Genomic DNA, 13,018 nt, shown 5'->3' with positions numbered 1-13,018 from the left:
CCTACATTAAACAGGCATGTTCATCAGTTCTTTGTACGCTTCAACTAACTTGTTGCGCGTCTGTACCGTCGCTTCAAATGCGACGCTAGATTTGTTTCTCGCAATCATAACGTCTGACAAGCTGACACTGCGGTCACCTTGGTCGAAACGTGTTGCAAGATCTCCTGATGTTTTTTGAATTCCATTTACCGTCTGAATTGCGGATGACAGTAGTTCACCAAAATCTTGGCCGACCTGTTGACCCGTCGCGTTACGACCGACATTTTGTGCTTCTAATGCCATGGTCTGCATTTCATGCTGCATTGGGGTAATTTTCATTGGTCATCCTCACTGTCAAAACTTTGGCAAATCATGCCTTACAAGGCTTTCAAGACGCTATGGTTAACAAATATGCAATTATCAAGCCAGTAATTATATCGCAGACTATCGCCAAAAATCATCGATTTACTGGGGAATATCGATGCCAGCATCGCGCATTTTGGCCAATTTGTATCTCAAGGTTCTTGGGCTGATGCCCAATCGTTCAGCCACTTCTTTCCTACGCCCCTCACAAGCGCGAATGGTGTCTAGGATAATGGCGAATTCTTGTTCACGAAGTTCACCCCCTAAGCTCTCTGGCATCGCACTTGATGCGCTGGTGACACCGTTATCCGAATCACTGATGTGTGCGGACGGAACATCGTCAGGCATGGCGGTATTTTGCGAAGATGTCGGTGCATGATGCTTGGCGTTCGTGTATAGCGATGGCGTCGCTACGCTGGATACTGAAACCAGATTCTGTAGGCTACCGGCGTCTTGCCAATCAATGCCTTCCAGCAAGATATCTGACGCTTGAATCTGCCCCTGTTCACACAGGATCAGCGCACGCTGCATGACGTTGTCTAATTCACGTACATTGCCCGGCCAGCGGTAAGAAAGAAGTTTCTCGGTGGCTTGAGGTTGCAGGTGAGGCACGGCTTCACCCATTTTGCAGCAATGGCGTTGTAACAAATGTTCTGCCAATGGAATGATGTCACCTTGGCGATCACATAGCGGTAACCAAGAAATTGGGAACACATTGAGGCGATAATATAAATCTTCTCGGAAACATCCTTCTTCCACGTATTTGCGCAGATCGCGGTTACTGGTAGCCAACACGCGCACATCCAGTTTTATGCTCTTACGGCTGCCTAAACGCTCAACTTCGCGTTCTTGAAGAACACGTAACAACTTAGCTTGAAGGGATAAATCCATTTCGCTGATTTCATCCAGCAATATGGTTCCGCCCTGCGCCTGTTCAAATTTCCCCGGACACGCTTGAACAGCACCGGTAAACGCGCCTTTCTCGTAACCAAACAAGGTGGCTTCCAACATGTTTTCCGGAATGGCCGCACAGTTGATCGCCACAAAAGGACCGTCAGCACGTTGGGATTGGCGATGAATATGGCGAGACATGACTTCTTTACCCGAACCACTCGGGCCAAGGATCATCACGTTCGCATCGGTTTTGGCGACTTTGTCCGCCAACGCAAGCAGCGCCAAACTTTTCGGGTCAGCAACCACGGCGTCGCTGGTGTCAGCTTTCACTGGCGCATAACGGCTGATCATGTTGAGTAAGACTTCTGGTGCGAAGGGCTTTGCCATGTAATCAATCGCGCCTTCTTTCATCGCTGAAACCGCATCTTGAATGTTGGCGTAAGCCGTCATCAACAATACAGGCAGTTTGGGGTAGTTCACTTTCAAGCTGCGTAACAGCCCAAGCCCATCCATACCTGCCATTTGTACGTCAGACACAACGATATCAACCTGCTCGTTTTTCAGCAGTAACAAGGCTTGCTCGGCACTTTCTGCCTCTAGCCACTGATAACCCGCTAACGCAAGGGTATCAACGAGGGCTTCACGCAAGCCCGCATCATCTTCAACAATCAGTACTTTGCTCTGGTTCATTGTGTTTCTCCTGATGCCGCGTGCTCCTCAGCATCGCTATTTTCTGCCAATGGTAGGCAGAGCGTAAAGCAGGTGCCTTGGCCCGGTTGTGATTGCAGGGTCAGCCTTCCCTTGTGGGCATGGCAGACCATCTGAACAACGGCAAGACCAAGACCTGTGCCTTGTTGACGCGTTGTGAAAAATGGTTCGAGTATTTTGCTTTGAAGTTCTTCAGGAATACCGGGGCCGTTATCGGCCACGGATAAAAACAGTTGTTCATTGACTGCGCGCGCATCGACAACCACTTTGCTGCCTTTGCCCGCCACTTGAATCGCATTCACGACCAAATTAGAAAGCGCACTTGCCAACGCATTAACGTTCCCCAACAGCGCTAAAGATTCGTCGTCACAGTTAATTTCAAAATCGATATCTTGGCTGCTGACAAGGGCTTCTACCATGGGCTCAAATTCGTTCAACAAGCTCTCGATCGTGAACAAGTTCACCACTTTGTTGTCCCCACCTTTGGCGAACAGCAGCATATCATTCACCTGCTTTTCAAGGTCATGCAGTCTGTCGACCAATTTGGTTTGGAAGCGCTTGCGGGTAGGTTCATTGATGTTTGGCGCGGCAAGGTTTGCAGCGTAAAGCAATGCGCTCGAGAGCGGCGTTCGTACTTGGTGAGCTAACGATGCCACCATCTTACCGAGCGATGATAAACGTTGAAGATCGCTGAATCGCGACTGCAACAAACGTGTTTCAGTCATGTCAGTGATCAGAATAAGTTGGCCAGAATCGGACGCGGAAATCGCTAATTTAACGCGGCGACCATCGCGCAATGACACTTCGTGACCGTCATCTTCTCGAGGTGAGAAAGCACGGTTAATCACATCCACCCAACGCACTTGATCGAGAGGCTCTCCCAACAAGCGACGCGCTTCTGGGTTCGCTTCGGCGACACGGCCATAGGGGTCGAGCAAGATAACGCCAGCAGGCATTACATCGAGGACTTGTTTGTAACGGAGAACCTGTTGATCCACGGTTCCGAGTGGCGAGTCTTTGGCTACCATAATCCTATACATTCAGCTCGTTTTTCTGACGCTGAGTGTCACTAAGCAGAATATGTGCCAATTATTAATCAATACATTTCAAGATGTTATGCGTTTGGTTATAAAAAAACGAAGTCAAAAAAATGACTTCGTTTTTTTTATCGCCAACAGACTGATTAATGCTTAGACAATGCCTTCTTTATTCAGTCCATATTTACGCATTTTCTCGACCAAGGTTGTACGACGCATACCGAGCATATCAGCAGCGCGCGCAACGATGCCCATCTGTGCTTCTAAGGCTTGTCGAATCATGTCGACTTCCAAGTCTGCCAGCATGGCTTTTAGGTCTACCCCTTCTGGCGGAAGCCCAGAGGGTTGTGGGCCGAACCCAGGTTGCTCTTCATCATCGAGATCGTCCATCGCGAATACCGCACTTAGCGCATCACGTTCGAGCTCTTCATTGTCCTCAAATGAACAATGCATTTCAGGCTGGAACTCAGGAATGTCGCTATAACGGTATTTCTTAGGAAGACGGTTCACGTCGACCATTTGCGAAGGATGAAGAATGACCAACCGTTCGATCAAGTTCGCCAATTCACGGACATTACCCGGCCACTCGTGTTCCATTAGCGAGGTGATCGCACGTGGTGTTAAGTGGACCATGTTTCCGCCTTCTGCTTCCAAGCGCGCCATCAGCTCTTGGATAAGAAGGGGAATGTCTTCAATGCGCTCTCGAAGTGCAGGCATTTCAATTGGGAAAACATTTAAGCGATAGAACAAATCTTCGCGGAACGAACCTTCTTGGATCATGGTGTCGAGGTTGCGGTGTGTTGCTGCAACCACGCGTACATTTGCCTGTATGGTCTTATTACCACCCACACGTTCGAAGTTTCGCTCTTGCAGCACGCGCAACAACTTAACCTGCATAGGCTGCGGCATGTCTCCGATTTCATCGAGGAACAGCGTGCCACCTTCTGCGAGCTCAAAACGCCCTTTTCTTGCCGAAATTGCGCCTGTGAATGCCCCTTTCTCATGACCGAAAAGCTCGCTTTCAAGCAACTCGGGAGGAATAGCCCCACAGTTCACCGGCACGAAAGGTCCCTTACCACGGTTTGAATGGTAATGGATGTTACGTGCGACGACTTCTTTGCCCGTGCCCGATTCACCAAGAATCAACACACTGGCTTCTGTACCTGCAACTTGCTCAATCAAGTGACGAACATCGCTGATGGCGTCACTGCGCCCGACCATGCTGCGGAACAAGGTGTTCTTGCGGCTAAGTTGCGGGATGTTGATTGAGTTTTTGCCCAAGAACTCTTGGCAATGACGCAATGCATCAGCCAGTTGTGGATAGTTCAACGGCAATTCCAGCTCGCCAACAAAGTTAGCAAGCCCTGATAATTCAGTCTTATGTTTCGAAAGCGCAATAACCGGAATGTGGTTATTGATAGCCAGGTTTTCTAGAACCTGTGACAAACGTTGGGGAGAGTGAATATTACCAAGAAAACAAGCTCCCTCGGCTTGCTTCCAATGCATCTCGTTGAGCTCAGTGGTTGAACATAGCAGGTATTGCTCACCAATAAACTCCAAGATAACGCCTAAATCGTGACGAAATTTTTCATCATCCTCGATAACAAGTATCTTCGCTAAACCTTGCATGTGTGAGATATATCTGCCCCAAAACCATCTTTATTGTCAGCGCGCATATAGTAACGGCAACAACAGAATAATCCAGCTATTGTAATTGTTGCTTGATATAAGGCAACTGGAGACACAGCAAAGCTGTGACTCCAGTACCAAGACATTTAAGATTGTAGTGAAAGTAGGTGCGTTTTATGCGCCTGCTTGGGTGATATTGTGATATTCGGCGGGAATTTGATCCCAAGCTGATTTAATTTCGCGCAAAATATCGATGACATCATCAATAGGTGCGTCCAAATTATCGCGGTTCGCTTCGGAAATTTGACGGATCATGAAGTCATACAATGCATCGAGGTTGGATGCAATCTCGCCACCCTCATCCATTGACAAGCATGTTCGAAGACTAATAACGATATCCAAGGCTTTGCCTAGACGTTCTCCCTTCACAGCAATGTCGCCCTGCAGCATTGCCGCTTTGCCCTGAATCAAACGTTCAATAGCCCCCGCCATCAACATCTGGATCACTTTGTGTGGTGATGCCGCGCTTAGTTGGCTGTCTACAGAGACTTTCTTGTAGGCCTGAAGTGACCCTCTCATAACATTCCTCACCTACTCGAATTTTTTGTAAAGTTGTACTGACTTACGCCCTTTGATAAATCGACTTGCTTGGGCAGCAGCACTATCACGATGTTCTTTTATCAATGTCATTATTTGCTGGGTTCTGCCTACGGCAGTTGACCAAGCCTCTTTTTCCGGAGGTTCCGGCAACATCGCAATGTCGTTCAAACAATGTTTTCTTTCATTCAATAACTGTGCCATTTCATCTGCGTCAACCGCATCTGCTGTCAGCACAGCCAGTAAATGTCTATCGATACGTTCTAACTTCAACAAGAGAGGAGACATTCATGCATACCTTATGAAGGCATAATATTCATCATAGCGGATAGCTGAGATTGCATCTCTGCCATGGCATTATCCATCGTAGAGAATTGCTTCAACGTCCGGCCTTCGAGATCATTCATGCGACGATCGAGGGTTTGCTGCTCATCTTGTAAACGTGTTCTTTGATCACCGAGGCTGTTTTCGCGGTTACGAATCGTGCCAGTGATACCCGTGAAAGAATGGATCGTATCTTCCACTTTTTTAGCAAAACCATCATTGCCACCAAAGAAGCCTTCTAACGCAGAGAAATTTTGCGACAGCTGCTTATCTAACATGCTGTTGTTGATTTCTAAGCGGCCATCCATGGTGGTAGAGAGCCCTAATTCACTGAGTGTTCGAATGGAGTCTGGTGCGCCTTCAATGGGCGTAGAGAATAGACTGCGCATTTGACTGGTGGCGGAGCGAATCACGCTGTCGCCAACCAGAGGTCCACCTTGCTGTGTTTCAGGATCGTACTTAGACAGTGCTTTGGTGACTTGATAAAACGCGTTGTAGGCATCGACGAATTTTTCTAGCGAGGCTTTCACCGCATCACGGTCTTCATCAACATTGACCGTTACTGGCCCCTCTTCGGGCGTGGTAACTTGAGAAACATCGAGGCTTACGCCACGAATAGCGTCAGTGAAGGAATTGGTTGCACTAGAAACAGATGCCAGACCATCAATCAAAATGCGTGCATCTTTTGATGCTTGCATTTCGTTCATGGCGTTGAAGTCACTGGTTGGGTTATACGCCAAGTCCTGCAGCGGGCTTGTGAGCGGCGCATTTACCGTAACAGCGATTTGATTGTCAGCGCCGGTTTTGTCTCCCCCAAGAATCAAACGCGCACCACTGTCATCGTTAATCACCGAGGCTTTTACGCCAGGGTTAGAAGGATGACTGTTAATGGTACGAACGATATCCAGCAGCTCGCTGCTGTTTTGGGCGATATCTATGGTGGTTGAACGTCCACCGAGGCTGATAACCAATTGTCCGGCGCCGAAGTCGCTATCTGCGTCTAAGCCGCCTGACACCAATTTGTGGGATTGAGCAAGCTGTTGAACATCGATGGAATACACACCGGTAACAGCCAGATGGTCTGCAGACGCAGAGACGGCTTCCGGGTTATCGGAAGCCGTGCTCCTTGCTGCAAAGGTATTGTTACGGCGAAAGTCATACATCAAGCCTTTCATCGTATCGAGAGAGTCTTTGAGTCTACCGTAAGCGCTGATGTTAGTTTCAACATCATTCATGCGCTTAACGATGCGCTCCTGTTTGGGCGCACGTTCAGCATCAACTATTTTGCTGACCATGGAATTAATGTCCATGCCACTGCCGAGACCGGCTGCGCTCAAACCCATATTTTACTCACCTCGGTTATACCTTTTCTTCAACTAGCCCCCTCGCATGAAGGGACAGTTGTTGAGCTAGCTCTAACATTTCTTTCTCAGGAATCTGTCTAATGATATCGCCGCTACTCATTTCATAAACAGTGACAATACTTTTTCCAGAGTCCTCATCGAGTCGAAATGACAAGCCCTTATTAAAGGTAGACACAAACTCATCCAGTCGGTCGACCAACGTTTCAAGCTGTTCCTGCTGAAGTTTACGAGTGTCAGCGAGTTGGTTAACTTGCTCTACTCGGCGCTTTTGAAGCTTTTCAGCATTCTCTGCCATCTGTTGTTGGTGTGTGATTTCGGGTTGAGTCCCCCCCACAGATTGATTACTGCTAGCAACTTTCGTGCCTGACTGTGGAGTCACATGAGACAGGGATGACGTGGAAACGGATGATAGGTCCATTGCTGTTCACCTCCTGTTAGCGTATGACGGCGAGCGATAATCTCACCGTCATTCTGGCTACATCTCTATTATCCTAACAGGCTCAGTGCTGCCGATGGTGCCTGCTTCGCTTGAGCAAGTATAGACGTACCAGACTGCTGCAGGATTTGAGATTTCGTAAACTGCGTAGTCTCTTTTGCGAAGTCAACGTCACGGATACGGCTGTTAGAAGCACTAACGTTCTCGTTAACGTTGTCCAAGTTAGCAATGGTGTGGCTCAAGCGGTTTTGCTTCGCACCCAACTCAGCACGGTGTGAGTCGATGTACTGCATCGCGTTATCCACAAGGCCCACAGCTTTCTGTGCGCCACCTACGGAGCTCACATCAACATCTTTCACGGTTTCAGCAACTTTGGTTGCACCCGCCATGCCTAGAGACGTTGCTAGTGCGCCAGCAAACGTCACATCAGAACCTGAAGCGGCAACGATTTGTAGTTCACCGTTTTCAGTCACAGATGCACTGACTTTGCTGTCAGCTTGACCGTTGATGTAAGTCGCAACTTCTTCAACGTCGTCGCCAGCTTTTGCTGAAACGTTAATCGTTGAAGATACGCCGTCAGCGTCAACGATAGTCATGTTTAGCGATGCACCGCCAGTAGCGGTCCAATCTGCCATTGAAACACCAGCAGTAGACGTAAAGGTGCTACCACCCATCAATGCTTCATCAGCACGGATGTTTTTGAATTCCATCATGACCGCTTCACCAGCGTCAGCACCTACTTGGAATGATTTCGTTCCGTAAGTACCGTTCAGTAGTTTCGCACCACCGAATGACGTTGTTTCTGCGATACGGTTAAGTTCGTCTTGCAGTGCAACAACTTCTTCTTGAATCGCTTTACGCTCTTCAGTGCCGTTCGCACCGTTAGCTGATTGTAGCGATAGGTCACGCATACGCTGCAGGATGTTGGTGGATTCTTCCATCGCACCTTCAGCAGTTTGTGCCATTGAGATACCGTCGTTGGCATTACGTACTGCAACGTCAAGACCACGGCTCTGTGAAATCAAACGGTTAGAGATTTGCAGACCTGCTGCGTCATCTTTTGCACTGTTGATGCGGTAACCTGAAGACAAACGCTCCATTGATGCGTTCAGCGAGTCTGTTGAACTGTTCAAATAACGCTGAGCGGTCATTGCAGGCACGTTAGTGTTTACTGTAATAGCCATAACTATTCTCCTTTAGTACTAAGTCCGGCTTCCGCCCAGCTATCTAGGGAAAACCAGTTCTAAATCTCTTACAAACCATGTAACGGCACCGTTGGAAAAACCTTTACACTTTTTTTTCCGTTTTTTTTACACCCAAGTAATGCTGATCAATGGTCGTAAAATCATGGTGCTAACAAGGTTTTCGCCCTCAATAGAGAAAACTTTAGTGATGAATTTTTTTCCACATAAAAACAATATGATAGGCGAGAGCAGCAAGGCATACAGAGATAGAAAGCCAAAGAGGAAGTGGTATTTAAAGGTACAAAAACGACGAACTATGGCTGGAAATCAGCTCATAAATATGACGGGAGAGAGCGAGGGGGAAAAGTCGTAGTGCAGTTTCAACAGGCACAAAAAAAGCGGCAAGTGATTGCCGCTTTTCATAAACGTTGGGTATGCCGTTATTGAAGCAGGTTGAGTGCTGCTTGTGGCATCTGCTTGGCCTGCGCCAGGATCGAGGTACTTGCTTGCTGAAGGATTTGACCTTTCGTAAGTTCGGTCGTTTCTTTTGCAAAATCAGTATCGCGAATACGACTGTTAGATGCAGACACATTCTCTTGAATGTTCGACAAGTTACTGATGGTGTGGCTCAAGCGGTTTTGCTTCGCACCCAGGTCAGCACGTTGGCTGTCGATGTATTGCATTGCCGAATCGATAATGCCCACGCCCATCTGAGCGCCACCCACAGTGCTCACATCGATGTCTTTCGATGTCACTGCCGAGCCTGCACCCGTTGCCATGCCAAGTGATGCGGCCAATGTGCCACCAAAGGTCACATTACCTGCCAGCTTCTCTTCTGCAACGAAGATTTGCAGTTGGCCATTTTCATCAACCGATGCGGTCACCATCTCATCAGATTGACCGTTAATGTAGGTTGCAATCTCTTCAATGTCATCGCCTACTTTCGTCGCGATATCCAGACTAACGGTTTTGCCGTCTTTCGTGACGAAGTCCATCGTCAGTGACGCAGCGCCCGCCGACACTTCCCAGCCCGCAGACTTGGGATTTGCCGCAACAAACTCTGTACCACCCATGCGGTAATCATCAGCACGGATGCTGCTTAACCCCATAATAACGGCTTCACCAGAATCAGCACCGATTTGGAATGCTGCCTCGCCAAAAGAACCGTTAAGCAATCGACGACCACCGAATGCTGTCGTTTCAGCAATACGGTTAAGTTCGTCTTGCAACGCCGACACTTCTTCTTGAATCGCGATACGCTCAGAACTGCCGTTTGCACCGTTAGCGGATTGCAGAGACAGATCACGCATACGTTGCAGTATGTTGGTCGATTCCTGCATCGCACCTTCCGCAGTCTGCGCGATAGAGATACCATCGTTCGCATTTCGCATAGCGACATCTAAGCCGCGGGTTTGGGAAATGAGTCGATTCGAGATCTGCAGACCCGCAGCGTCATCTTTTGCGCTGTTGATTCGACTACCAGACGACAAGCGTTCCATCGACGTATTAAGTTCATTGGTCGATTTGTTCAGGTAACGCTGCGCAGTCATCGCAGACACGTTGGTGTTAACTGTTACACCCATTTTGCTCTCCTTTGACTTTCGCGTATTCTTGCGAAACAGCCTACCCGCGACACGTTAGTCCGATTGCTTAGCGGGGCCAGCTTCAGTTCGTTATTAGGGATGGTACCAAACAGTATTGATACCGACATGCCCATATCTATTCAAGTTGTGTGCCAACTTTAGGAAAGTCATTACTTTCAAAAGCTTAAAAACAAAACCTCGAGGGTATCGGCCGAAAGCGGCAAAAGTTTAACCACTTTCACATATAAGAACGGCAATTCATATCCTCTGTGCGTCCTCCCTTCTTTAACTCTGCTTTACAGATCAAAAAAGCGATACCATGAATGAGCTCAATGTCTCTTTTTATAAAACAAATCACTCAATAGCGACACATTATTATTAGTTATAGGCAATAGGCACGGTATTTGCTGCATTTTCTTTAATGCCACCCGCTTACTGCAGATGCAAAATAGATGGATCAGATATGACCGACACCTCCCAAACCAACGATGGCACCATGTCGATTGAACAAGCATTCGAGCATGGTGTTTTCCTGTATCAACACGAAAAGAAAAAAGAGGCGAGACAAGTCTTTGAGCAGATCCTAGGTGTTGCTCCTGACAACGCCCCTGTGCTGCAAGTCTTATCCGTGCTCGATGTGGAGGACGGCTTGTGGCAAGAGGCAATAAATAAACTGGATCGCGCACTGCTCGTTGAGCCAGGAAACGCCTCACTCTTGTTTGATAAAGCCAATATTCTGGCACAACAAAGCATGAATAAAGACGCACTGGAAATCGTTGATAGCCTGTTGGGTGTGTTACCTGACCATGAAGAACTGCTTGCCATGCGGCAACAACTCACCGCGACGATCGGTCAACGCGGTGAAAGTCGTCGCGCGGCAAAAGAAGTGGCATCACTTCAACAGCAAAAATCATCAACCATGAACGATGAAGTCAGCCAAACTCTTGAGCTTGCTGAACAAATGTTGGCATCTGGCAACACAGAACAAGCCAAACAGCTTTTCCAAGCATTGATCAGTGTGGCCGGGGATTTAATCCCTGCATTGGTTGGACTGGCAAGGTTGGAGTTGGCCGCAGATAACATTGGTTTGGCGCGTCAGTTTTTGATGCGCGCCTACAGCGAACACGCACCAGAAAAAGACGTGGTCGTTCTTCTAAGTCACTGTGATATCAAACTTGAGCAATTCACCTCTGCGCGTAAATTGTGTCTTGCTGGTATCAAACGCTGGCCGGAAGATTCAATTCTTTGCCGCCTTCTCGTGCAGAGTTATGAAAAAGAACAAAACTGGGTAGAGGCCTATCGCGCAGCAATAGAAGGCATCAAGCAACACGGTAAAGACGCGGATTTACGCTATCGCCTTGCAACCGCCAGTTTTAACTTGTTAAGAACCCGACACAATTTCACGCCATCAGCCATTATTGAGTGCCAAAAGCACATTGAACGCGCGTCAGAAATGGCCAATGAAGGAAACAAAGAGCGCCTGTCTACTTACCTCGCCGAAGTACTTTGGTACAAAGGGGAAGCAAAAAAATCCAAACAATTACTCGAAGAATATTTAACACGCTTCCCGAATGACATTGATGCGGGCTTTAACGTGAGCTTCGTGTACCGCACACTCGAAGAGTGGGATAAGTATTATCAAGCCAATGAACTCGGTATTACTTGCGGTCGCCGCCTACGTTACAAAGGCGAATTGCCACAATGGAATTTGAACCGCCCTAAAGACGACATCGTGCTGGTGATGCCAGAACAAGGTGTGGGGGATGAAATTCTCTACTTCCACAACCTGCAATTGGTTTTGGACAACTGTCAGAAAGCTTACGTGGCCTGCGACCCTCGCCTTGAGAGCGTGCTCAGTAACGCCTTCCCAGACGCCATCATGGTGCCAGTGAAACGCACAGACAACACAGACATCACGTTGCCACAGGAGGTCCTGGCTGACATCACCAGTTGGATCCCTGGCGGAAGCTTGGCGGCACTGTGTTTTGAACAGCACGGTCGACACGTTTTCCAATCTGGCTATGTCAAAACACCGGATACATTGAAGCAACAATGGCAACCGCGTTTAGATGACATCCGCGCGAGCAACCCTGACGCACAGCTGATTGGATTGTGTTGGCGAAGTGGTTTGGCAGCAGCAACACGTAACATGCATTACTTGGTCGCTGAAGAAGTGGCGTATTTGTTGAAGCAATTCCCCAATGCAGTCTTCATCAACCTTCAATACGGCGAATGCAGTAAAGAACTGAAGAAGATCCACAAGATCTCAGGCGTTCAAGTGGTGCAGCTTGAAGGGTTAAATTTGCGTGATGATTTCGATGGAACTGCTGCCGTTATCGCAGGTTTAGATGCAGTGATCACCGCAGGTACCGCCGTGCACCGTTTAACAACCGCAGTCGGCACGCCTTGTCACGTATTCTTTGCCGGTACGACTGAATCTCGCTTTGACGAACCCGCTGACATCTATTGCGAGAACGAGTACGGCTATTTCTACCCGCCCATGCTTGAAGACAAATACCCATTGCTAACCTCCATGGCGAAACACGTTCAGGCACGTTTGAAATAATCAGCCTTCATTCAGCAACAAAAACAAAAAAAGGTCAGCATCTGCTGTAATGCCGATCAGTTAAGCAAAAAATGATCGGTTGAACGATCCTGAGAGGCTGGCAAAATCCGAGTGTATTTCTACACTCGGATTTTTTTATGTTCTTAAGACAAGCCCTCGACCGAATACACCAATTTTCTGCTGACCAACTCAATGGCCTATCAGATCTCCTGTGCCCCGCTCTCATTAATCAATGCCTTGAAGACACAGGCGTCACGACGATTCGAAAGCGTAGGCTCCCCATGGAACTGATGGTGTGGAGCGTCGTGGGAATGTCACTTTATCGGCATCTATCGATGAGTAAGGTGGTCTCTC

The 13,018-nt window shown here is 48.1% G+C and carries 12 protein-coding genes; 2 read left to right on the top strand and 10 right to left on the bottom strand.

Going from position 1 to position 13,018, the window contains the following annotated elements; all coding sequences use genetic code 11:
• Positions 1-6 precede the first annotated feature (6 nt).
• The 10 genes from fliE to BM082_RS07165 all read right to left on the bottom strand — a co-directional run bounded on the left by fliE (position 7) and on the right by BM082_RS07165 (position 10,098).
• Positions 7-318, bottom strand: a complete 312-nt coding sequence (gene fliE / locus BM082_RS07215; protein ID WP_017009362.1) for a flagellar hook-basal body complex protein FliE — start codon at positions 316-318, stop codon at positions 7-9.
• 126 nt (positions 319-444) lie between these two features.
• Positions 445-1,926 (bottom strand): sigma-54-dependent transcriptional regulator, encoded by a 1,482-nt coding sequence (locus BM082_RS07210; RefSeq protein WP_017014209.1) that lies wholly within the window; start codon positions 1,924-1,926, stop codon positions 445-447.
• Positions 1,923-2,972, bottom strand: coding sequence for a sensor histidine kinase (locus BM082_RS07205; RefSeq protein WP_017014210.1), 1,050 nt, complete (start codon positions 2,970-2,972; stop codon positions 1,923-1,925). The genes BM082_RS07210 and BM082_RS07205 overlap by 4 nt, the downstream gene beginning before the upstream one ends.
• A 162-nt stretch (positions 2,973-3,134) precedes the next feature.
• Positions 3,135-4,610: a sigma-54 dependent transcriptional regulator gene (locus BM082_RS07200; protein ID WP_017009358.1), complete on the bottom strand. Its 1,476-nt coding sequence runs from the start codon at positions 4,608-4,610 to the stop codon at positions 3,135-3,137.
• Positions 4,611-4,784: 174 nt separating this feature from the next.
• A complete protein-coding gene (gene fliS, locus BM082_RS07195) occupies positions 4,785-5,189 on the bottom strand; it encodes a flagellar export chaperone FliS (RefSeq protein WP_017009357.1) in 405 nt (134 codons plus the stop codon).
• A gap of 12 nt (positions 5,190-5,201) precedes the next feature.
• Positions 5,202-5,495: a hypothetical protein gene (locus BM082_RS07190; protein ID WP_017014211.1), complete on the bottom strand. Its 294-nt coding sequence runs from the start codon at positions 5,493-5,495 to the stop codon at positions 5,202-5,204.
• Between the two features lie 11 nt (positions 5,496-5,506).
• Positions 5,507-6,874: a flagellar filament capping protein FliD gene (fliD, locus tag BM082_RS07185; protein ID WP_017009355.1), complete on the bottom strand. Its 1,368-nt coding sequence runs from the start codon at positions 6,872-6,874 to the stop codon at positions 5,507-5,509.
• 16 nt (positions 6,875-6,890) lie between these two features.
• A complete protein-coding gene (locus tag BM082_RS07180) occupies positions 6,891-7,313 on the bottom strand; it encodes a flagellar protein FlaG (protein ID WP_017009354.1) in 423 nt (140 codons plus the stop codon).
• A gap of 68 nt (positions 7,314-7,381) precedes the next feature.
• Positions 7,382-8,515, bottom strand: coding sequence for a flagellin (locus BM082_RS07175; RefSeq protein ID WP_017014212.1), 1,134 nt, complete (start codon positions 8,513-8,515; stop codon positions 7,382-7,384).
• A 440-nt stretch (positions 8,516-8,955) separates the two neighbouring features.
• Positions 8,956-10,098 carry a flagellin gene (locus BM082_RS07165; protein WP_017009352.1) on the bottom strand — a complete coding sequence of 381 codons (1,143 nt, stop codon included), beginning with the start codon at positions 10,096-10,098 and terminating at the stop codon, positions 8,956-8,958.
• A gap of 463 nt (positions 10,099-10,561) precedes the next feature.
• On the opposite strand from BM082_RS07165, the gene BM082_RS07160 reads away from it, so the two are divergent.
• Together BM082_RS07160 and BM082_RS07155 are read left to right on the top strand one after the other, a co-directional pair.
• Complete coding sequence (locus BM082_RS07160; protein ID WP_074926188.1) at positions 10,562-12,664, top strand: tetratricopeptide repeat protein; 2,103 nt, start codon at positions 10,562-10,564, stop codon at positions 12,662-12,664.
• 137 nt (positions 12,665-12,801) lie between these two features.
• The coding region (locus BM082_RS07155) for a transposase domain-containing protein (protein ID WP_208862519.1) at positions 12,802-13,018 on the top strand (217 nt) is incomplete at its 3' end.

Source organism: Enterovibrio norvegicus DSM 15893, from assembly GCF_900115495.1.
GTDB lineage: Bacteria > Pseudomonadota > Gammaproteobacteria > Enterobacterales > Vibrionaceae > Enterovibrio > Enterovibrio norvegicus.
Note: the sequence above shows the minus strand (reverse complement) of the source record. Positions and strands in the feature narration are given on the sequence as shown.